Below are 21,751 nucleotides of genomic sequence, written 5' to 3'. Positions count from 1 at the left end.
ACTTGAATAGCGGCCCTTGCATTGCGGCGCGCGACGGGCGATGACGGCCCATGTCCAACGAAAACCACAGCATGACCCGCCTCGACCAATTGCTCCTGAACAAGGGGCTCGTCGCAAGCCGCGCCCGCGCCCGCGACGCCATCCAGCGCGGCACCGTGAAGGTCGACGGCCGCACCGTCACCAAGCCGGCCGCCTCCTTTGCCGAAGGCGTGGCGATCACCATCGATGATCCGGCGCAGGCCTATGTCTCGCGCGCGGCGCTGAAGCTCGTCGCCGCGCTCGACCATTTCGGCTTCGATCCGGTGGGTGAGATCTGTCTCGATATCGGTGCCTCGACCGGCGGCTTCACCGAGGTCCTGCTCCAGCGTGGGGCGGCCCATGTGGTTGCCGTTGACGTTGGCCATGGGCAGATGCATCCGCGCATTGCCGGCGATCCGCGCGTCACCAATATCGAAGGTCTGAACGCCCGGGCGATGAAGGCGGAGGATATCGGTGACCGTCCAGTCACTTTCATCGTTTCCGACGTCTCTTTCATCTCTCTGAAACTGGCGCTTCCGCCGGCGCTCTCCCTGGCCGCACCCGAAGCGCGGTGCATTCTGCTCGTCAAGCCGCAATTCGAGGCCGGGCGCGACGCGATCAGCAAGGCGGGGCTGCTCAAGGAACCGGAGAGCGCCCCGACGGTGGCGGCCGAGCTCGAACGCTGGCTCGTCGAGGACATGGGCTGGCGAAGCCTTGGCCTGGTGCCCTCGCCGATTGCAGGCGGCGACGGCAACAGGGAGTTTCTTCTTGCGGGGCAGAAGCCATGAGCACCGAGATCGTCACGATCAACCGCCTGGGTGCGCAGGGCGACGGCATCGCCAAGACCGAGTCGGGCGCCGTCTACGCTCCCTTCACCCTACCCGGAGAAATCGTGGCACTTGCCGTCAACAGGAACCAAGGCACGCTGATCTCGCTGAGAGAGGCTTCTCCGGAGCGCGTCCAGCCGAAATGCCGGCATTTCGGGCCGGAGGGTGTCAACGGCACCTGCGGCGGCTGCAGCCTGCAGCACGCGTCCGATGCGCTCTATCACGGCTTCAAGCGCAACCTCGTGATCGACGCCTTAAAATCCAAGGGGCTGACGCCGGAGGTCGCCCCCCTCGTCGTCGCCCGGCCGGGCGAACGCCGCCGTGCCGTCTTCACCGCCCGGCACACGGAAAAGGAACTGCTGCTCGGCTACAATCAGGCGCAAAGCCATCACATCGTCGCGATCAGCGAATGTCCCATCACAAGCTCGGGCATCGTCTCGCGGCTTGCCACCATTCGCAAGATCGCCGCGGCCATGGCGTCGGGTTCCGAACCGTTTCGTATCACCGTGCTTGAGACCGAGACCGGCCTCGATCTCGCCTTCGAGGGACTCAAGCTCAGCGACCGGCAGCGGCGCGCGACAGTCGAGGCTGTTCTTGGCGAGCGGGGCGTCGCCCGCGTCAGCCTCAATGGCGAAATCATCATCGAGCCGGTCAAGCCCAGCATCGACTTCGGCGGCGTCACGGTCTCGCCTCCGCCCGGCGCGTTCACGCAGGCGACGCGCCCGGCGGAAGAAGCCATGGCCACGCTCGTGCTCGACCATCTCGGCAAGGCGAAACGCGTCGCCGATCTCTTCGCCGGCATCGGCACCTTTGCGTTGCGGATCGCGCACACTGCGCGCGTGCACGCCGTCGAAGGCGAGGACAAGGCCTTGAAGGCGCTCGATTTCGCCGCGCGCAACACGCAGGGGCTGAAGCCGGTGACGGTGGAGAAACGCGACCTTTTCCGCCGCCCGATGATGGCGCAGGAACTGAAGGTCTTCGATGCCGTCGTCTTCGACCCGCCCCGCGCCGGGGCAGAAGCGCAGTGCCATGAGCTTGCCCGCTCCGGCGTGAAGAAAATCGCGGCGGTCTCCTGCAATCCGGTGACCCTTGCCAGGGATCTCTCGATCCTGGTGACCGCCGGCTATCGCATCACATCGGTGACGCCGATCGACCAGTTTCTCTGGTCGGCGCATGTCGAGACGGTGGCGACGCTCGAAAAATAATTACGGCGCTTCGCCGTTGTGGCTTCGGATCACTGCCCAGTGTTCACAGGGACGAACTGGAATCGTCACGGGAACGACGCGATTTGCTCCTGCCGCAGCGCCCTTCTCGCGAGTTCCGTGTTGGGTGGATAGCCGAAGCCCAGTTCGAAGGCGCGGGACAGCCGCTTTTGCGGCACATTCCGGACCTCGACCGAGCCTCGATCGCTACATGGCCAAAATCGCAGGGTCGAGCCGATCAGGCCTCCTCCTGCATCTCGTCGACGAGGAAATCTACGAAGGCACGCACCTTGGGCAGGACATACTCACGGGACGGGTAGACCACATAGATGGAGGTCTCGACGGGCGCCCAGTCGTCCAGCGCCGTCGTGAGCCTTCCTTCCTCGATGTCCTTTTCCACATAGATGCGCGGAATGAGGCTCAGCCCGAAGCCGGCAAGCAGAGCGTCGCGGACCGCAAGGCTGGTCGTGACCCTGTAGCGGCCCCCGATCGCCACCTGCACAGTGCGCCCCTCCCGTGCAAAAGACCATTCCTGAACATGGCCGGAGAGCGTGAACTGCACGCAATTGTGCGAACGCAGATCCTCTGGCTCGCGCGGCCGACCGTTACGAAAGAAATAGCCCGGCGAGGCACAGATCACATGGCGCAGCGTCATCAGCTTGCGCGCGATCAGGCTGGAGTCTTCCAGCCGGTCGCTGCCGCGAATGGCAAGATCGATCCTCTCCTTGACGAGGTCCACCCGTCGATCCTCGAGCTTCAGGTCGAGTGTCAGATCGGGATAGCGGGCAAGAAAGCCGACGATCGCATCCGACAGGCGCGTCAGCGTGAAGGCCATCGGCGCGCTGACGCGCAAGATCCCGCTCGGCATGCGCTGGAGGGGCCCGAGCGAACTGTCGGCTTCCGAAAGATCGTCGAGAATGCGGGCGATCTGTTCATAGTAACGCTCACCGGCTTCCGTCAGGCTCATTCGGCGCGTGGTGCGGTTGAGGAGGCGCACGCGCAAATGCGTCTCCAGCTCCCGGATATTCTTGCTGACGGCAGCGGGCGAAAGCGCCATCCGGCGCGCGGCTTCTGCGAAGGAACCCTGCTCCACCGTTTGGCGAAACACCCTGATGGCCTGCAATTGATCCATGATTATTGTTCACCAACAGTTGTGAGTTTCGGTACTGGATAGAGAATTATCAAAATGGTTGGAAGGAATTATCTCGACCTCGCCAGCGGCACGCCCGCCAGGACAAAGAAACTCAAGAATTGCCAAAGGACGAGACAGATGAAGAATCCGATCATCGCCGCCATCGAAAGCCGCGTCTCCACAAACATGTTCGATGCCGACAAGGCGCTTACCGATGAACAGATCAAGGAGCTTGTAAGGCTTGCGACGCGCGCACCCACTGCCTACAATCTCCAGAACTGGCGCTTCATCGCCGTCAGAACAGGCGAGGCGAAAGCGCGCCTTCAGGCCGCCGCCTACGGGCAGGCCAAGGTGACGGAAGCCGCGGTAACCTACATCGTCTGCGGACAGCTACCCTCGCACACGGTCATTGAAGGGCGCCTTCGCCCCTCCGTCGAGGCGGGCTTCATGCCGGCGGAGATGGTCGGCGCATGGACGGAGGCGGTGGAAAGCACCTATGGCGACAATCCGCAAATGCAGCGGGACGAGGCGGTTCGCACGGCAACGCTCGGCGCCGCCTTTCTGATGTTGGCGGCGGAGGCGCACGGGCTCGCCACCGGGCCGATGGTCGGCTTCGACCCGACGGCCGTCGCGCGCAAATTCGGTCTTGCCGCCGACGAGATCCCGGTGGTGCTGATTGCAGTGGGCCACGCCCGCAAAGGCAATTGGCCGCAAAAACCGAGACTGCCGGTTTCCCGTGTCCTGGAAACCATCTGAGCCGACCTGGCATCGCTTATCCACCACCACGTTCGCCACCAGCCAAAAAGGGGCCTGACCAAATCGCGCTTTCGATGCGTGGGGCAGGAGACGGTATGTGCCGATGAAGGAGAAGGGCAATGAGGAACAGTAGTGTGACGGGCGCGCATCTGGGGATGCTGCTCTGGGCCTTGATCGTCGGTGCGTCCTTTCCGGTTGTCGGCCTCCTGAGCGACGGGCTCCCGTCGCTGCTTCTGACGGCGATGCGCTTTGCAATCGCAGCATTTGCGATGCTGCCGATGGCATGGCGCGCGGGGCCGGAGGTACCGAACCTGCAGGGTGGGCTGCTTTACGCGGTCATGGGGCTCTGCCTCGCCGGCTTCTTCGGTGTCATGTTCTGGGCGCCCATCGGGTGAGCGCACTTTCCATGTCGGCCCTTTTCGTTTCCATGCCGCTACTGGCTTATGGGCTTGGCCGGGTTTTCGGTGTGGAACCGCGCGCCCATCGCCTGCTGGCCATCCTCGCACTGGGGGCGGTCGGGGCCCTGGCGCTGGCGCTCGCCCAGACCGGTGGCGATCTGGCGAAGTTGCAGTTCGGCTGGGGCGAGACCGCCTTCTTCCTGGGATGCATCGCGTCGGCGCTTTATCCGGTCCTGTCCAAATGGGGGCTAGGGCGGGGCATTCTGTCGCCCGACGCGGCCGTACGCACGTTCTGGAGCCTGGCTGCGGGCGGCGTTCTGATCGCCCTGGTCGGATTTATCGCCGAGCCGGTTGCCGCAATGTGGCGAATGCGTATTGGAGACGTGTTGCTGGTCGCCTATCTCGGTGTCTTTTCAAGCGGAGCGACCTTCTGGCTGATGCAGCGTGCGACCGGCGCGCTCACGCCGGGGGCGGTGACAGCGTACAGCTATCTTGTCCCGTTCGTTTCAATGCTATTGCTGTTCGTGACTCGGCCGGACGTCATAGGCTGGCAGTGGCTGCCGGGCAGCCTGCTCGTGATCACGGCGATTGCTCTGGTTTCTCGCAATTCAGCGGGGCAGCCCGCAGTTCCTACGCGGTGCAGTGAAGGTACTCAAAGTCGGCCAAGGTAGTGTCATGCATGGTTAAACGCGACGACATCAGCGCTGATTTCTCGACCCCGGGCGTACGTGCCTGGAGACAGCTTTGTTTCACGTCTGCAGGCGTTGCCAGGTGTGGCGGTAACGACCGCAATGGGTCGACTGTCGTCATGACGCAGACGCGCCATAGGTGCCATTGCTGTACTCAGAGAATGCTCCTGTCGTATTTTCGCAGGCGTCGCCAGACGTGACATCAACGTGCCAAAGACCAACCAAGTGTTAAGACGGAGCAATCGCGAATGGCCTATAGACTGCAACGATGGATGACTCGTGACTTCGTTTTCACTGCGCCACCAGCCTTTCCCGACGTTGTTGCACTCCAACCCGAGCGCTTCTTCCTCCGGCCGTACCCGCCCGACAGGGAGCATCCGTCGCTTTTTGTTATGGCGCTCGACAAAGGCGAGCCATGGGATCTCGATGAGAGCCTCGCCCCCATTGCGGTAGATCTCATCGGGGCAGAAGGTCCGATCGACTGGTCTATTGCCCCTGTTCAGGTACTTGGACGTGAGGGACGATATGGAACGGGAATATCGTCATCTCGAAAGGCGGGCGAGGAAGCCGCGGGCCTGACGCTAGTGCGAGGTCGGGGCAATCGCATCTGGGCGTTTGGCTGGCGTTCGGCCGTGAGCGATCGAGACATGGCCGAGAGGCATTTCGGCGTGTTCATGCAAGGGCTGCAGGCACGCAGCGATCGGGTCGGCGAAAAGATGCTGCTGTCGCAATACCACGGCCAGGAGAAGAAGCGCCGCGCCACAATCGAAGCGATCAACGCAGGGCATACGGGCGAAGATGCCGAGCCCGATCCGACGGATAGTGCATGGGGCCAGCGGTTTGCGGCGGCCATGGGAGCAAGTGAGCCCTCCACGGCGGCGCATTTCTTCGCCGGGGCAGCATCCTTGGTGGAGGAGCCATACGGTGAAGAAGCTCCCTTGGGTGCCAGCCGCATCGGCGGCGGGCCCGATCTGCCGCCGGACGTGTGGCCGAGCAACGAGCGTGGGATGCGTCACCCGTTCCTGCTGCAGATCAACTTCGCCGAGGTCACAGCACTGGACGGGCCGATGGAGCATCTACCGCACGACGGTCTATTGTCGTTCTTCGTCCACGACGATGCTCTGCTGGTCGATTTTGTTTACACACCGCCTGGCGCACCTCTCGTGCGTCATGCAATGTCCGAAGCCATCCTCGAAGCCTCGGTCGGTGCGATCGCCATATCTTCGGATCTCGACCCCGCCACGCCGCCAGGGCCTTTGCCGCATTCAGAGGGAGACCTGGTGACGGCGGAACTGATTGCGGACGGCACCCTAAGGTTCGCACATACGCTTGATCCGGTCTGGGCGGTGGGCGACCCTGGAAGCTCATTCGAGGCGCTGTCGGACGATCGTTGGGCGAGTGTGGCCTACACCCGCCTGCGGCCGCGGCGCACCCGGTCCTTTGACGCCTCGGCCGCAAAGTTGAGGATCGAGGAGACCGAGATGGGGTCGCTCGATGACCTTGCCGGAACCCATGAGGCGTTCGAGCGTGCACTGACCGGGCCGCACGCCGGTTCGGGGAAGCCTCAGGTCCATCAGATGCTTGGCCACGCAACGATCCAAGGTGGCATCGACTGCCGTGAAGAGGCGGCGAGATGGGGCGTGTCTGAGGGCTGGGCCGATCTAAGTAACCCGGACGACTGGATCGTCCTCGTTCGGTTACGCGCTGGCTCGGCAACAGGCCTGGTGTTTTGGGATGCCAATGATCTGGTCATCATGGCTCCTGCTGCGGACGTGGCAGCCCGACGATGGGAGCGCTGTGTTGTTCTGTCGGGTTAGGAGGACATCCGCACGAGTCGCGGCGGTAGGCCTATGACCGCAGAGGGCCGAAACCGTGCCACCACAACGGGGCTCAATCAGGCCATTCGTGCTCCGGGCGTCAACGACGCCAGATTGTGGCTCTGACTCAGTGATTCCATCGCCGCATTTATGCGGCCCCGATAGATGTGTCTACTTCGGTGTGAGTGGGCGGTGTCGAGGAGGGAGAGACTTGGTTGCACGGCAAGATTGATTTAAGCAGTGTCAGGTCAACGGCCTTCGGCTGAGCAATTCGATGAACATTCGTCTCGTGGCCGGGAGCATGGCAATCGGGTTATTGTGCATTGTCGCACTTTTCCAGTTTGCGCCTTGATCGGCTCCGCAGGCTATGACGTATGCTGAGTACGAGAGAGCCGCCGCCGCGTTGCGCAAGCGCCCAGGGGCCACCGAAGAGTTCGTGGCCAAATGCTTGTCGTTAATGGTACCGGAGTTCAAAGAATCCGATCTCGTCGGGACGTCGTTCTCTAATCGAAATGCAATGGCAAGGGACATCTGTCAGCGCTTTTTGAACGTGTTTCTGGATGGCAGGCTTACACTCGGGGAAGTCAATCATTACCATGAGAGCTTTCCCTTCAAATTGGTTGAGGAGGCGGAACGTCGCCAACCAAGATTTCCATGAGGAATTACGAGGCTGAACGCGTGAGGTCCTCCTATCGGCCGACGTCTGCTCGTTCTGCGTTTTTCCTGATCCTGAACCATGCGCCAACTAAAGGTTGAACGGCAATCCTCCTGGTAATCGGAGCTGCATTTATGGGAAAAGCCAACCCGCTTGTCGGGCCTCTCCCGATGAGGTTGAGACTTGAAGCTGCGATGGCGCTCAAACGATACAACAAGGCAGAATGCCACGCTGACCGACTTCGACTGCGGAAGCACGAGCTCGACAGGCAAGGGCGAGCCATACTGCAGGAATGGATTGATCACCAGGCCAAGAAGGCGCCCGCCTCAGAGCTGGACGCACTGGCAACTAAGTATCGGATAATTGCCGAGCAACGCTGCACTCTTGTGCAGCAATTGATCGACGCTGAACGCGACCTCTTAGCCGCCTTTGAGCGTGCACAAGTGGTCCTGCGGAAGCTGGGTTTTGGCCGAGCAACGTAGCTGCCCTGAAACGTTGCCGTGCTGCCTCTCCCATCACCGCTCGCTCGGCATGCTCGTCCGTGAGGAGATGCCCTCTCCTGTGGCGTGATGGCCGAGTGCTGGAACTCAAGCACGGTGCCGGGAACACACGAGGATTCCGCTCCCGTACGACCCGCGAATTAGAGCTCCGCAGCAATCCGCCGCGAGTTCGTAAGCGCTTGTCGCCAACAGCGGCTATGGGTCGAAACCAGACTGATTTGCCACGAAGAAGCTTAGGGCGTCAAAACGCCATCTCCCGCACAGGCCTGCGCAAGACGGGCCTTTCGCCATGCCCCCACGATCGGCCGGGAATCAACGGCGCATGAAGGCCTCGAAGGCGGCGCGCGCTTCGGCGCTCTTCAGCTGCGCTGCGAAGTGCTCGGCCTCCTCGTCGATGCGGGCGAGGACGTCCGTGCGGTCGCCGCGGATGAGATCGCGGGCGATGCGCAACGCCTCCCGCGGCTTTGCAGCGAGCCCTGCGGCAAGCGACAGCGTCGTCCCCTCGACGCTCGCCGCGTCGACAATCTTCCAGATCAGTCCGGCCGTCACGGCCTCGGCGGCTTCGAGCGGCTCGCCGGCGGCAAGAAGCGCGAAGGCGCGCTGGTGCCCGATGATGCGCGGCGCGATCAGGCTCGATGCCGCCTCCGGCACGAGCGCGAGGTCGACGAAGGGCGTCCTGAAGAGCGACCGCGCGGAGGCGACCGTCAGATCGCAATGTAGATGAATCGTCGTGCCGATGCCGATCGCCAGGCCGTCGACGCCGGAAACGATCGGCTTTGCCGCACTCGCGAGCGCCCGAAGGAAATCGAGTACCTCGCGCCCCATGCTTCCGCCCATGGCGACGGCTAAGAAATCGGTCATGTCGTTGCCGGCGGAGAAGCAGCCTTCGGTTCCGAGGAAAGCCGTCACCCGGATTGCCGGATCCGATTGCGCCACGGTCAAAGCGGTCGTCATCTTCGCATACATCTCGCGCGTGATGGCGTTCTTCTTTTCGGGCCGGTTAAAGCGGATGACCTGGACGCCGGGATAGGCCTCCGGGCGTTCGACGAGCACGTGGTCGGTCATGGGCAGCCCTTTCAGTCAAGAATGGCGCGGGCGGCCGCGAGGCTCGCGGCTCCGTTCACGACGCTGTCCTTGAACGCCGCCGTTTCCGCCAGGAGGTTCTCCGCCGCGAAACGGCAGAGAGCAATTCGCGCCTCCTGCCTGCCATCGCCAGCTTCGGCAAGTCCGCCCTTGGCGAGGTAGACGCCGGTCAGTGTCAGACCGAAGAGGCGCTGATAGGCGGTGGCGCTGGCGAGCGCATCGGCGTGCCTGCCGGCGGCAAGCGTCGCGAGGAGCCAGTTGGTCGCCTCGTCAAGCTCGGCAAGCGCCGCATCGAGCCGCGAGGCCGTTTCCCCGAAGCCTTGACGATTCGATGCCCTGACGGCAGTCGCGGTCTGCCGGAGCTCTCCGATGAAACCGCGCACTTGCGAGCCTTCGGAGAGCGGCAGCTTGCGCGTGACGAGATCGATCGCCTGGATACCGTTGGTGCCCTCGTAAATCGACGCGATGCGCGCGTCGCGCAAGTAACGGGCGGCGCCGGTCTCCTCGATGAAGCCCATGCCGCCATGCACCTGAATGCCGAGCGAGGCGACGTCGAACCCGACGTCGGTGGCAAAAGACTTGGCGATGGGCGTCAGCAGGCTTGAGCGCTCCTGCCAGTGAAGCGCCGCGTCGCCCTCGCTCGCATGTGCCATATCGACTGCATGGGCGCAGGCATAGGCGATGGCGCGCGCACCTTGCGTCACCGCCTTCATCGTCAGCAGCGTGCGGGCGACGTCCGGGTGCTCGATGATCGGGCTCATGCCCTCACCCTCCCATCCGGGCGCCCGGCCCTGCGTCCGTTCCTTGGCATAGGCAACCGCCTTCTGGGTCGCGGCCTCGGCGATCGCGACACCCTGCATGCCGACGGCGAGCCGGGCATTGTTCATCATCGTGAACATACAGGCGAGCCCGCGATTTTCCTCGCCCACGAGATAGCCGATCGCGCCCTTTTCCCCGCCATACTTGCCGTCGCCATAGATCATCGTGCAGGTCGGCGAACCGTGAATGCCGAGCTTGTGCTCGAGCGCATGGCAGAAGACATCATTGCGCGCGCCGATCGAGCCGTCCTGATTGACGAGGAACTTCGGCACGAGGAACAGCGAGATGCCTTTCGTGCCGGGCGGTGCATCCGGCAAGCGCGCCAGCACGAGGTGGACGATATTGTCGGTGAAGTCGTGCTCGCCCCAGGTGATGAAGATCTTCTGCCCGAAGATGCGGTAGGTGCCGTCGTCGCGGCGCTCGGCGCGGGTTTTGAGCACGCCGAGGTCGGATCCCGCATGCGGCTCCGTGAGGTTCATCGTCCCCATCCACTCGCCGGAGACCATCTTCGGCAGAAAAGTTTCCTTCAGCGCGTTGGTGCCGTGCTTCTCCAATGCCTCGATCGCACCCATGGTCAGCGTCGGGCCCAGCGCAAAGGCCATCGAACCGCTGTTCCACATCTCCATGGCGGCGACGTGCAGCATATGCGGCAGGTTCTGACCGCCGAAGTCCTCCGGCGCCGTAAGCCCGTTCCAGCCGCCGGCGATCCAGTTGTGGTAAAGTTCGCGCCAGCCGTCCGGCGTCTTCACCGACCCATCCACGAGGCGGGCTCCCTGTCTGTCGCCAACGTCGCCGAGCGGCGCCACCTCTTCCGTGGCAAAGCGCCCTGCTTCCGAAAGGATCGCGTCGACGAGGTCCTCGCCTAGCTCGCCGAACATCCCTGCACCCAAGGCGTCCGCCATGCCGGCCACGTGCTTCAAGGTAAATGCGATCTCATCGACCGGTGCCTTGTACATGCTGCTCCTCCTCGCGCGCGGCCAGTGCTTGGGACCGCTTCGCTCATGCTCCATACAGGCACACTATTGATTTTTACGTAAACGTCAATGTTGACTTGCGCAGCCGTCGCACGGGCTGTGCATATCCCGATCCGCACCGCACTCGAAACCACGACGCAACATGGAGCACGGCCGCTGAGCGACCGACATCCGCCAAGTCTGAAGCTGATTGCGAGGCCAGCATAGTCTCATGACAGTCGCAGGAATTTCAGATGAAGCGGGGTGGACGCGTGCAGGCCCATCCCGCTCTAGTTATAGGGCGAATAGCATTGCCGGCGCGGGCCATTATAGGGCTGGTAAGTGTTGTCAGAAGCCCTGTAGGACCGATAGCGATCGTAGCACCAGTCGATATGCCGGGTGTTGAGACGCATTGGCGGCCGGATGAACTCACGCCTGAACGCCGCCCTCGGATACCACAATCCCCTATAATAGCGGTAGCCGGGCCGATAGTACCGGTAGCCACGATAACCGTTGAAGGAATCGCCGCGCCGGAAGCGGATCTGAGCATCGATCACGTCGCTTTGGACGACGACCTTCGAGGGCAAAGGCGTCAAGGCTTGCGAAGGGGCCGCCGACGCCGCGAACGCGAGGACCGCGACCGCGCAGGAAAGCCACCTGCCTCTGGTCATGCTCATTCTCTCCTCCATGTTTGTTGGAGCTCGTGCATATGCTCGCCATACGAGCACGCGTTGGAACAGGAAAGCGTGCAGTTTCCCGCCTGGATTCATCCTCGAACTTTCAGGATTACGTGATCGGGCCGCGTCTTCCCGATTCCGTGACTTAACCCGCAAACGCATGAGTGGCACCGTTCGTTCCGCGGTCGCGCTGTCTGCCCCTTCCCGTTTTCATTGCAATCCTGCGCCGAGACGGACCGACGTTTACAGTCATAGGTCAGTGTACAGGCGCGACGGTCTCGCGCAGGATGCCGGCGGGGCTGGGATTTACGACCTTTTAACTCGAAGTCGGCAATCTCAGAGAATGGAAAAGCGGGGACTCTCGATCTCGGGGACGATCTTGCGCCTGGCGGTCCTGATGGGCCTGACCTTCGCGGCGGCGAATGCACGCGCCGCCAACACCGAACCCTGGAAAGAATCGCAGAACGCCATCATCATCGATGCCTATGAATTGAACGGCATCGACTGGGAAGCGATGCTGAAGGACAAGCGCATCGCCGGATTCATCGCCAAGGCCTCGGACGGGCTGCCCGAAAGCTTCAGCTGCACCGGCGACCACGGCGGCGACACGGTCGCCCATTGCAAGACGATGTGGCGGAAATATGCGGTTAGCCGGGAGCTATACCAGACGCGGCGCATGATCGCCCGTTTGCACGGCCTGCTCTGGGGCGCGTATCATCTGGCTCGGCCGGGCAATCCCGTCGACCAGGCAAACCACTTCCTCGACTATGCGGATCCGCGCGAAGACGAATTGATGGTCCTCGATATCGAAGGCATCGATCCCGAGCAGTTCATGTCGCTCGAAGACGCCGCGATCTTCGCCGGGCACATCAAGGCCCGTACCGGGCGCTATCCCATTCTCTATACCAACCATGTCACGGCGAAATACATTGCCGACAATCGCTTCAAGCATCGGCTTTTGTCCCGCCTGCCGCTTTGGTATGCGCGCTACAAGCCCGACATCCGCAAGGTCTTTCCGATGGGAAACTGGGAGGAATACGCGCTCTGGCAGTTCTCGTCGGGGCATAATTGCGGGAAGAAACGCTGCCCTTACCGCGTGCCCGGCACCCTCAACGACATCGACGTGAACGTGGCGGCGATGAGTGCCGCACAACTGAAGACGATCTGGCCGCATGGAGATCTGCTACCGGAAAAGCCGCCGGCGCTGACCGTGGTCGCGTCGGCGACCGTCGGCATGTCACCGACCGCAAGCGCCGCAGCCGCCACCGCCTTGGCGCAACCGCTGCTGATCAGCCGTGCCGATGCGGAGAGCGGCTCCGGCAGCGGCGTCGACGGGGCCGTGGATACGACGGTCACCGGCACGATCGACATAAAGGCTGCGGAGGCGCGGCTGCCCAATCGGACCGAGCGGCGCTAGGTTTATATCAGGGAGCCAGGGGAATGCCCCTGCCCTGCCGGCTTTCGCCCCTATAAGATTCGGGCAGAGAGGGTGCTTCCGCTAGACCGCTTGAGGACGCAGCCCCGCATAGTGCGTGGATCCAAAGACGTACAGCGCCGATAGCGGGAGCCACGGCGCTGTAGGATCCAAATAGTCGGCTCTTCGGCTACGCCTCGATTTGCACGTCCCCGCGCGGGCGCGAACAGCAGGCCAGGATGTAGCCCTCTTCGACCTCATCGTCGAGAATGCCGCCATTGTGGTTCATGTCCACTTCGCCGGCGATCTTCAACACCCGGCATGTGCCGCAAATGCCACCTTCGCAAGCAGCTCCGATCCGGACGCCGTTGGCACGCGCGGTCTGGAGAATGGTCTGGCCCGGGATCGCCTCCACTTCTTTGCCGCTCATGGTGAAAATCACCTTCGACGTTCCCGCCTCGGCGCCCGGCGCACCGGCTCGGATGGCGAGTTCTTCGGCAGCGGGTGCCGCCGCTGGCTGGAAGCTTTCCTGGTGGTAGCGGGCCAGGTCGAACCCGACGGACTGGAGCATCTCCCGGACGCCGCGCATGAAGGGCTCGGGACCGCAGCAGAAGACCGTTCGGTCCAGGAAATCCGGCGCGAGCAGCGGCAGCTTCGTGGCGTCGATACGGCCGCGCAGCCCGTGCCAACCATGACGCGCCTCGTGCCCCTCGACCAGGAAGCCGAGATTGAGATGCGGCATCTGCCGGGCGAGGATCTCCAGTTCCGGCTTGAACAAGAGATCCTCCGGGCGCCTCGCGCAGGAAATGAAGGTGACATCGGAATCCGGCGCGCAATCCGCCATCCAGCGTATCATCGACATCATCGGCGTGATGCCCGAGCCGGCTGAGATAAAGAGATATTTTTCGCCCGTATGGCGCACGAAGCTGAAGTCGCCGAGCGGACCGAACGCCTTCAGCACCATGCCCGGCTTCAGATTGTCGAACATCCAGCGGGTGCCGATGCTGTCCCGTTGCGCCTTGGCGGTGATCGAAACGGAGAGCGGCCGCGACGGCGAGGACGAGAGCGTATAGGTGCGCATCACCGGCTCCTCCCCGACGGGCAGTTCGAGAGTTACGAACTGCCCGGGCAGGTAGCGGAACCAGGCCGGCCTGTCGGAGCGGAAGGTGAAGGTCATCACATCCGCCGTCTCGGCCACCACCGAGATGCATTCGAGCATGTGCTGGCGGTCGATCCAGGGACTGAGCTCGTCGAAATGATGGAAGGAACGGGCCATTTCCATGATCATGCCACCCGCGAAAGAGGCGTTGCGCCGCGCTCAAGGCGCTCAAGCATGTAGCGTGAATACCATTCGACGAATTGCATCACGCCGCCCTCGTGCTCGACCGAATAGGGACCCGGCTGGTAAGCCGGCGAGCGGATGCCGAAGGCGTTCTCCTCGACGATCTGGCGGTCCTGATCGTTGGTCTCGGTCCAGACATGGATGAGGTCGTCAAGCTTATAGTCGACGCCTTCGACCGCCTCCTTGTTGACGAGCCACTTGGTCGTCACCTGGGTTGTTTCGGGGCCGAGGGGCAGCACGCGGAAGGTGATCGCATGGTCACCGAGAATATGGTTCCACGTCGTCGGATAATGGAAGAGCAGCAATGTGCCGATGCCGCCTGTCCTCGCGTCGGAGGAAAGCGGCTTTTCCACGGCCCTCTGACCCGACATGGTGTAACTCTCGGCACCGTTGATCAGCGGCATGCGTGTCATGCGGAACTGCCCGGCCGATCCGATCTTGAAGGCGCTCGGCAGGCCGGCCGCCTCGCATTTTTGCCAATGGGCGTTGATCTCCGGATCATTCATCGCGCCATGCACCCCCGTCACCGTCGGCGCTTCGGGATAGGTGCGGCACAGCTCGGGATGATTGGCCGCGCAGTGGTAGCACTCCCGGTTGTTCTCCCAGACGAGCTTCCAATTGCCCTTCTCGATGATCGTGCTTTCGAAGGCGACCTTCGTCTCGCCGATACGATGCGGCGCAAGGTAGCCGGAAGCCACGTCGCGGAACGGCTGGAAATTCATCGGCTCGTCGGCAAGGCTGATGAAGATGTAGCCGCCGACGGTCTCGCAATGCACCGGCTTCAGGCTGTGCGCCGCCAGATCGAAGCCGTCCGGCATCTGCCGCGCGAATAGCAGCTTTCCGTCCAGCTCGTAGGTCCATTGATGGTAGGGACAAACGAGCTTGGCCGAAGAGCCCTTGTGCTGCGTGCAGACGCGCGAGCCGCGATGGCGGCAGGAATTATGGAGCGCCCGGATCGTTCCCTGCCGGTCGCGAACGATGACGATCGGATAGTCGCCGACCTGCACCGTGAAATAGTTGCCGGCCCGCGGGATCTCGCAATCGTGGCCGATGAAAAGCCAATCCTTGTACCAGATGTTTTCCAGATCCTGACGATAATAGTCGGGATCGATATAGAAGTCCCGGTCGAGGCTATAGCCTTCGCGACGGGTCTTCAGCTTGCGCAGCATTTCGCTCTGAATGTCCATGCCCATATCCTCGTTCGCCATGATTCGGAGAGGCAGGACAGGAACCGCCCACGGCAACAGGCCGTGCGCCATGGCTCCGTCCGGCTGCCCGCCGCAACCTGTTACGGTCGATGTGCTCAAGGCTGGTTTCCGGGCTCTGGAGCCGTCCCGCGAAGGACCCGCCCCGGCGCCTTCCCGGACATTGACGTCCAGTGGCTTGGTGCCGTGGCCTCACTCCACCACCGTTGCGGGGGCAGCGCCGGGATTTGACCGGCTTCCCAATTCTCCGCCCCGCTCAGGGCGGCACCTCGAGTGTCCCCATCTAAGCGGTCTAGCAGCCCGCACAAGTGCCGATAAACGACATTCCATTCTGGAAAGACGACAGACCCCTTGCCGCGGCACTTTGTGACGAACACATTGTTTTTCTCCATAATAAACAAGGCGATAGGGCAATTGCTGGTCGACTGATAATTTTTTCGTCAGCGCCTGCCCAAGCGCGAAAGCAAGCATCCCGTTTGCGACGAGGCCTGTGAACGAGCCTAGCGCAGAAGGTACGAAAAATACTCTGTTAACCCTGATGGTTTAGCGTCCGACGACGGTTCAACCCCGCTTTTTTCGCGAAGGCGCGCAGAGGTCGATGGCAAAGCTCAGATATTACGACGCCTCTGAAAAGGCGCCGTCACCGGTGACAAAAGCGGCCGTCCACACCGAGTTCCTGCGAACCGGCCGCATCGAGCGACGGCGCCAAACGCCCGAGCAGCGGCGCTATCTGAGCTATGAGGAGGTGGCGGAGAAGACCGGACGCAAGCTGACCGCCGCGGGAGAAGCGACTTACAGGCGGATCAACAGCTTTCACGCCTCGATCAATTTCCCGAAGATGATCTTTCACCGGACGCTCGCCGCGAGCCCGCATCTTGGCTATTGCCACGTGACGGCCGCTACGACCCGGCTCGCTCGATCGCAAGACGTGACCTGGGCTTTCTATTTCGCCAATTTCTTTTCCGATCTCGGCGACGAGACGCACTTCTTCGACCGGATCCAGGCCGGGTATTCGCGCATGTATTTTGCCGTTGCCATCGAGCCCGGCACGGACGAAGGGCGGATGGTCGTCAACCGCAATGTGCGCGGCAACGGCCTGATCTTCCGTACGCAGGACCCGAAGGTGGCGCTGAAGAACGTGCTCATGCTTGGCGCACGCGACGAGGCGCTGCGCAAGATCATACGCAGTCTCTAGCGCATCGGCCCGAAAGTCGTACCCGATTTTCGGAAAGCTCGATGCGCAGATTTAAAGAGTTGCAGCGACCTTTGCGCGTCTGAAAAGACGCGCAAAAAAAAGGCCGCTATAGCACTTTGAATCGCTGCATGTTTCCTCAAATCGGTTCCGATTCAAGGAAACATGCAGTAGGAAGCTGCGGAAAGGAAGACGAACGCCCATGGCCGAAATCATCGACACGCGCAGCGAACCCGACCGGGCGATCGAGACGGCCTGTGCGGTGCTTTCCGCAGGCGAGCCCGTCGCGATCCCGACCGAAACAGTCTACGGCCTGGCGGCGGATGCGACCAATGCAGAGGCTATCAGCCGAATCTACGAGATGAAGGGCCGGCCCCGTTTCAATCCGCTGATCTGCCATGTCTCGGACACGGCGATGGCTGAGGAGCATGTGGTCTTCGATGCGGTTTCGCGGCAACTGGCGGAGGCCTTCTGGCCCGGTCCGCTGACGCTGATCCTGCCGCAGCGGCCGAAAAGCAGCGTGCATGCGCTCGCCTCCGCCGGTCTCGACACGCTCGGCCTGCGCATGCCTGAGGGCTTCTCGCGCCGCGTGATCGCGCGCTTCGGGCGGCCGCTGGCGGCGCCAAGCGCCAACACCTCTGGCAGGATCAGCCCGACCAGCGCGGCCCATGTGCAGGCGGATCTCGGATCGAAGCTGAAACTCATCCTTGACGCGGGCCCGGCCGAGATTGGCCTCGAGTCGACGATCATCAAGGTCGAGGAAGAGAGGCTCCGGCTGCTCCGGCCGGGCGGGCTCGATGCGGCGGAGATCGAGGCTGTGACGGGCCTGGTGGTGGAGCGCCCGGAAGGCGCCGGCGCGACCATCGAGGCGCCTGGCATGCTCGCCTCGCATTATGCGCCGGGTGCTGCGGTGCGGCTCGATGCAAAGGACGTCGGCAAGGGAGAAGCGCTCGTCCGCTTCGGCGGCAGACCGCTTCCCGGCGAGAGTGAGGCGGCGATGGTGCTCGACCTGAGCCCGGCCGGCAATCTCCGCGAGGCGGCCGCCAATCTTTTCGACTACATGAAGAAGGCGGACGCGAGCGGCGCCGCCACGATTGCATTCGGGCCGATCCCGAGCGAAGGGTTGGGCGAAGCCATCATCGACCGCCTGCAGCGGGCGGCCGCGCCCAGAGGCTGACCATCGAGGCAGGGGTCATGACAAGCGTAATTCCTTCTCCCGAACTGATCGCCTCCTTCACCGACATCGTCGGCCCCGACAATGCCCTGACGGGCGCAGGGGAGGTTGCGCCCTATCTCGCTGAATCGCGCGGGCTCTATCGCGGCACCACGCCGCTCGTGCTGAAGCCCGGCTCCGTCGACGAAGTCTCCCGCATCCTGCGGATCGCGACTGACACCCGAACGGCGATCGTACCGCAGGGCGGAAATACCGGACATGTGGCGGGCGGGGTTCCGCGCGAAGACAAGGCGGACGTCGTCCTGTCACTCGAACGGCTGAACCGGATCCGGGATATCGATCCCGTGGGCAATGTCATCGTTGCCGATGCCGGCTGCATCCTCGCCGATATTCAGAAGGCCGCCGACGGCGTCGACCGACTCTTTCCCTTGTCGCTCGGATCGGAGGGGTCGGCACGGATCGGCGGCAATCTCTCCACCAATGCCGGCGGCGCGGCGGTGCTCGCCTACGGCAATATGCGCCAGCTCTGCCTGGGGCTCGAGGTCGTGCTTCCGACCGGCGAGGTATGGGATGGTCTCCGCCGGCTCAAGAAGGACAATACCGGCTACGATCTGCGCGACCTCTTCATTGGCGCGGAAGGGACACTCGGCGTGATCACCGGCGCCGTGCTGAAGCTTTTCCCGAAACCGCGCGGCCACCAGGTGGCTTTTGCCGGACTGGCGAGCGTCGAGGATGCGCTCGAACTTTTCGACCGGGCATCGAGCCTCTGCGGCCCGGCGCTCACCGGCTTCGAGCTGATGCCGAGGCTCGGCATAGAATTCACCACGCGCCATATACCAGGCGTGCGGGATCCGATGGGGTCAGTTCATCCCTGGTATGCGCTGATCGACATCTCCACCTCGGACTCCGCCGAAAGCGCAGATCGGATGGTGCAAAGCGTGCTGGAAGCCGGCATCGGAGACGGGCTCGTCGAGAATGCCGTCGTCGCCCGGAGCGAAGCGCAGAGCAAGGCGCTGTGGCACATGCGCGAGAGCATGTCGCCAGCGCAGAAGCCCGAGGGCGGCTCGATCAAGCACGATGTCTCCGTCCCCGTATCGAGCATTCCCGCCTTCATGGCGGAGGCCGATGCGGCCGTCCTGAAAGCGATGCCCGGCGCCCGCATCTGTGCTTTCGGCCATATGGGCGACGGCAACATCCACTACAACATTTCCCAGCCGGTCGGCGCCGACACCCGCGCCTTCCTCGATCGCTGGCGCGAGATGAACGCGATCGTGCACGCCGTCGTGCTGAAATATGACGGCTCGATTTCGGCCGAACACGGCATCGGCCAACTGAAGCGCGACGAACTCGCTGCGATCCGTTCTCCGATCGAAATCGAGCTGATGCGTCGGATCAAACATGCTTTCGATCCGGCCGGAATCATGAACCCGGACAAGGTGCTTCGGGCTGAATGAGCCGGGCGCGCCTTGCCCCAACACTTTGGCCGACAGGCCTTAGCCACCCACCCGAAGCTGCGAAAGGGTCAGAAGCGTATCGGCACTGATCCCGACGCTGCTGCCACTGCTCGACAGGATCGACACGACCGGGTCGACCGCCGTGTTGTTCTCCAGATCATAGAGCACGGCAAATCGTGCGAGAAGCTTCTTCAACTCGGCCGGGTCGCTGAGGGTTTCGAGCTCGAGGTTCTTGTCGACGATCTTCGCCTGCTGATCGATATCCATGGAACTGAACTCATCGGGCAAGCTGAAGATGGTGCGGAATACCTCGGCCAGAGCATCATCAGCCAGAAGGTCGTAGGCGTCGACCAATGACCCCGCCATCCGTTCGAAATAGAGCGCAAGGCGGACGGCCTCGTTTTCCTCGCCCGCCTGCTCCTCCAGGGTCTGGTGCAGATATTGATCGAGCGTCTCATAGAACCCTTGGCGGGTGACGATAGCTTCATTCCGCTGGCGCAGCAGATTTCCTTCGGTGTCGAAGTTGAAGGAGGTTACCACCGAGATATAAGCGGCGGAATTCTCCTGCTGATTGATAAGGCTTTCCGGATCGTCGATAGCGGAGGCGAATATCTGGCGAAGCGCGTCCACTGTTACGCTTTCCGGGTCGATCCCATTGGCTTCGAGCGCGAAGCTCACCAGGCGGGAATCCGCCAGGAATTCGTCGAGCGACGCAAGCTTGGGAACCTCGGCCGTGTAATAATCGCTTTCCTCCTCGGCAGCAGCCTTGTCGTCCTCCGACCCAAAACGGGACTTGTTGACGATGTAGCTTTTCGCCGTTTCCTGGATTTGCGTTTCGGATTGGGCGAGTGCGGGAACGCCAATTTCACCCTCTGTCGTAAAGTTGAACAGTTGGGCAAGCGTCAGGTATCGCTCGTCCTTGAGCGTGTAAACGAAGCTCTCCGGATCGGTCAGGTCGCTGGTCAATACCCGCTTGATGGTGCGCGCGCTTTCCGTATCGGGATTAAGACCGACTGCCGTCAGCGCGAAATCGTAGATCGAAGCGGTGCCGACGAAGTCGTCGACGGACGTCAGGTCGGAAACGGCGGTCTCGTAGGCGCTGATTGCCTTCTCGTCCGCCTCTTCGTCCTTGTCGTTGTAGCGCGTCATGTAGCGATTGGAGGTGAGTGTCGTTTGCACGGCAGTCTGGGCGGTGTCGCCGGGGGAGAGCGTCCCGTCCTCCTGGAAATTGAAGGCATTGGCGAGGGCTATGTAACTCTCGTCGCCGCCGCCGATCGTGTTGATGTAGCTGTCCGGATCATCCGGATCGCTCGTGAGAATGTTCTTGATCGTCGCAGGAACGATCGTGACGGCGGTCAGGTCGAAGGCGGTCCTGATGTAGTTGTAAAGGCGCGTATCGGCGACGAGCTCATCGACAGTCGTAATGCTCGCGATCTGCTCCTCGAAATAGGCCTTGTTCAAAAGGGCCGCCTGTGGCGTGACGCGGGAGTTGCTGGAAATATAGCGGTCGTTGGTGGCGAGCTTGTTCTCGGCCGTCTGCGCGGAGCCTGCCGTCGCGGTTCCGTCAGAGCCAAAATCGAAGGCCGCAGCGAGGTCGAGATAGTTGTTTAGCGTGGCGATGGAATTCGTATAGGTCGTTATCTTGCGCCGGAGCTGTTTTTGCTCTTCCTCGGTCAGGCCTCCGGCCGAAAGCTCCGCCTGCGCCTCTGCCTTCGCCGTCTCGAGATTGGAGAGCTGGGGCGCAATCACCGTATTCTCGTAGCTGTCCGCATCGTCCGAATTGCTGGAAAGCACGCTGCGGATCGTCTGTCGGGAATAGGTGCTCTCGTCGATGCCGAAGGCGGTAAACACGTAGGCGCGCAGGCGGTCGTTGTTCAGCAGTTGATCGACGCTGGTGATCTTGTCGATCATGACGTTGTAGTAGCGGGTCTCCTCTTTCTGGGTCGCCGCGAGATTTGCGATGCTCGTGTTGTAAAGGCCGATTACTTCATCGAGTTGCGCCTCGGTCTGCGAGACGGCGGTCCCGCTGCTGAAGCTGTACGCCATTGCGAATTCGCGATAGCGCTCATCCGTCAGCTTATTGGCGAAACTGTCCTGGTCGGAAAGGTCGCTCTCCAGCACCTTGCGTATGAAGGCGACCGAATCGATCATCTCCCCCAACCCAAACGCCGTCATCGCGTAAGAATACAGGCGAAAATCGTCGAGGAACTCATCGACCGAAGTCACATTGCCGATGTTTTCTTTGAAGTATTGCGTGTCGCGGGAGACGAGGGTCTGCTCCGAGACACGCTTGAGGCTGACCTTCATGTCCCGCGCGATGAGATTGTAGTCGAGATAAGTCGAAACCATGCGAGGCCGCTCCACCAGACAGCCGACGCGCCGTCTCCGATCATCGTTCAAACCGCTTCAGCGTGAAGCAGGACGCTTGCGCGGGGCTGTTCGGC

18 protein-coding genes and 1 riboswitch are annotated in these 21,751 nt (G+C 62.3%); of the genes, 11 read left to right on the top strand and 7 right to left on the bottom strand.

From position 1 onward, the window contains the following. Positions 1-50: 50 nt before the first annotated feature. Positions 51-806 (top strand): TlyA family RNA methyltransferase, encoded by a 756-nt coding sequence (locus tag SJ05684_RS02335; RefSeq protein ID WP_034852199.1) that lies wholly within the window; start codon positions 51-53, stop codon positions 804-806. After that, complete coding sequence (locus SJ05684_RS02330; protein ID WP_034852198.1) at positions 803-2,050, top strand: class I SAM-dependent RNA methyltransferase; 1,248 nt, start codon at positions 803-805, stop codon at positions 2,048-2,050. Before SJ05684_RS02335 ends, SJ05684_RS02330 begins: the two co-directional genes overlap by 4 nt. Before the next feature lie 235 nt (positions 2,051-2,285). Here the strand turns inward: SJ05684_RS02330 and SJ05684_RS02325 are convergent, their stop codons facing one another. Further along, positions 2,286-3,179: a LysR family transcriptional regulator gene (locus SJ05684_RS02325; RefSeq protein ID WP_034852196.1), complete on the bottom strand. Its 894-nt coding sequence runs from the start codon at positions 3,177-3,179 to the stop codon at positions 2,286-2,288. Positions 3,180-3,317: 138 nt separating this feature from the next. On the opposite strand from SJ05684_RS02325, the gene SJ05684_RS02320 reads away from it, so the two are divergent. The 5 genes from SJ05684_RS02320 to SJ05684_RS02300 all read left to right on the top strand — a co-directional run bounded on the left by SJ05684_RS02320 (position 3,318) and on the right by SJ05684_RS02300 (position 7,976). Next, positions 3,318-3,935 (top strand): nitroreductase family protein, encoded by a 618-nt coding sequence (locus tag SJ05684_RS02320; RefSeq protein ID WP_034852434.1) that lies wholly within the window; start codon positions 3,318-3,320, stop codon positions 3,933-3,935. A 119-nt stretch (positions 3,936-4,054) separates the two neighbouring features. Further along, positions 4,055-4,330, top strand: a complete 276-nt coding sequence (locus SJ05684_RS30275; RefSeq protein ID WP_244426597.1) for an EamA family transporter — start codon at positions 4,055-4,057, stop codon at positions 4,328-4,330. 11 nt (positions 4,331-4,341) lie between these two features. After that, positions 4,342-5,004, top strand: a complete 663-nt coding sequence (locus tag SJ05684_RS02315) for an EamA family transporter (RefSeq protein ID WP_244938009.1) — start codon at positions 4,342-4,344, stop codon at positions 5,002-5,004. A gap of 266 nt (positions 5,005-5,270) precedes the next feature. Beyond that, on the top strand, positions 5,271-6,839 hold the full coding sequence (locus SJ05684_RS02310; protein ID WP_034852194.1) for a DUF1963 domain-containing protein: 1,569 nt from the start codon (positions 5,271-5,273) through the stop codon (positions 6,837-6,839). 789 nt (positions 6,840-7,628) lie between these two features. Beyond that, a complete protein-coding gene (locus SJ05684_RS02300; RefSeq protein ID WP_034852191.1) occupies positions 7,629-7,976 on the top strand; it encodes a hypothetical protein in 348 nt (115 codons plus the stop codon). A gap of 330 nt (positions 7,977-8,306) precedes the next feature. Here the strand turns inward: SJ05684_RS02300 and SJ05684_RS02295 are convergent, their stop codons facing one another. The 3 genes from SJ05684_RS02295 to SJ05684_RS02285 form a co-directional block, all read right to left on the bottom strand. After that, positions 8,307-9,059, bottom strand: a complete 753-nt coding sequence (locus SJ05684_RS02295; protein WP_034852190.1) for a crotonase/enoyl-CoA hydratase family protein — start codon at positions 9,057-9,059, stop codon at positions 8,307-8,309. 11 nt (positions 9,060-9,070) lie between these two features. Continuing rightward, a complete protein-coding gene (locus tag SJ05684_RS02290) occupies positions 9,071-10,852 on the bottom strand; it encodes an acyl-CoA dehydrogenase family protein (protein ID WP_034852189.1) in 1,782 nt (593 codons plus the stop codon). Positions 10,853-11,139: 287 nt separating this feature from the next. After that, the gene (locus tag SJ05684_RS02285) at positions 11,140-11,520 is read right to left on the bottom strand and encodes a BA14K family protein (RefSeq protein WP_034852432.1); all 381 of its coding nucleotides are present in this window, start codon (positions 11,518-11,520) and stop codon (positions 11,140-11,142) included. Between the two features lie 349 nt (positions 11,521-11,869). Between SJ05684_RS02285 and SJ05684_RS02280 the strand changes: the two genes are divergently transcribed. Continuing rightward, positions 11,870-12,943, top strand: a complete 1,074-nt coding sequence (locus SJ05684_RS02280; RefSeq protein WP_034852188.1) for a glycoside hydrolase family 25 protein — start codon at positions 11,870-11,872, stop codon at positions 12,941-12,943. Positions 12,944-13,130: 187 nt separating this feature from the next. Here SJ05684_RS02280 and SJ05684_RS02275 read toward each other — a convergent pair whose 3' ends face one another. Both SJ05684_RS02275 and SJ05684_RS02270 read right to left on the bottom strand, forming a co-directional pair. Next, positions 13,131-14,228: an FAD-binding oxidoreductase gene (locus SJ05684_RS02275; RefSeq protein WP_034852187.1), complete on the bottom strand. Its 1,098-nt coding sequence runs from the start codon at positions 14,226-14,228 to the stop codon at positions 13,131-13,133. After that, positions 14,225-15,469 carry an aromatic ring-hydroxylating oxygenase subunit alpha gene (locus tag SJ05684_RS02270; protein WP_034852429.1) on the bottom strand — a complete coding sequence of 415 codons (1,245 nt, stop codon included), beginning with the start codon at positions 15,467-15,469 and terminating at the stop codon, positions 14,225-14,227. The genes SJ05684_RS02275 and SJ05684_RS02270 overlap by 4 nt, the downstream gene beginning before the upstream one ends. Before the next feature lie 103 nt (positions 15,470-15,572). Then, positions 15,573-15,774: riboswitch (cobalamin riboswitch) on the bottom strand. A gap of 311 nt (positions 15,775-16,085) precedes the next feature. Here SJ05684_RS02270 and SJ05684_RS02265 point away from each other — a divergent pair. The 3 genes from SJ05684_RS02265 (at position 16,086) to SJ05684_RS02255 (ending at position 19,307) form a co-directional block, all read left to right on the top strand. Further along, positions 16,086-16,682: a DUF6656 family protein gene (locus tag SJ05684_RS02265; protein ID WP_034852186.1), complete on the top strand. Its 597-nt coding sequence runs from the start codon at positions 16,086-16,088 to the stop codon at positions 16,680-16,682. A 199-nt stretch (positions 16,683-16,881) separates the two neighbouring features. After that, complete coding sequence (locus SJ05684_RS02260) at positions 16,882-17,856, top strand: L-threonylcarbamoyladenylate synthase (protein ID WP_034852185.1); 975 nt, start codon at positions 16,882-16,884, stop codon at positions 17,854-17,856. Between the two features lie 17 nt (positions 17,857-17,873). After that, the gene (locus tag SJ05684_RS02255) at positions 17,874-19,307 is read left to right on the top strand and encodes an FAD-binding oxidoreductase (RefSeq protein ID WP_034852184.1); all 1,434 of its coding nucleotides are present in this window, start codon (positions 17,874-17,876) and stop codon (positions 19,305-19,307) included. A 39-nt stretch (positions 19,308-19,346) separates the two neighbouring features. Here the strand turns inward: SJ05684_RS02255 and SJ05684_RS02250 are convergent, their stop codons facing one another. Continuing rightward, on the bottom strand, positions 19,347-21,656 hold the full coding sequence (locus tag SJ05684_RS02250; RefSeq protein WP_034852183.1) for a DUF1217 domain-containing protein: 2,310 nt from the start codon (positions 21,654-21,656) through the stop codon (positions 19,347-19,349). Positions 21,657-21,751: the final 95 nt, after the last annotated feature.

The organism is Sinorhizobium sojae CCBAU 05684 (genome assembly GCF_002288525.1).
GTDB lineage: Bacteria > Pseudomonadota > Alphaproteobacteria > Rhizobiales > Rhizobiaceae > Sinorhizobium > Sinorhizobium sojae.
Note: the sequence above shows the minus strand (reverse complement) of the source record. Positions and strands in the feature narration are given on the sequence as shown.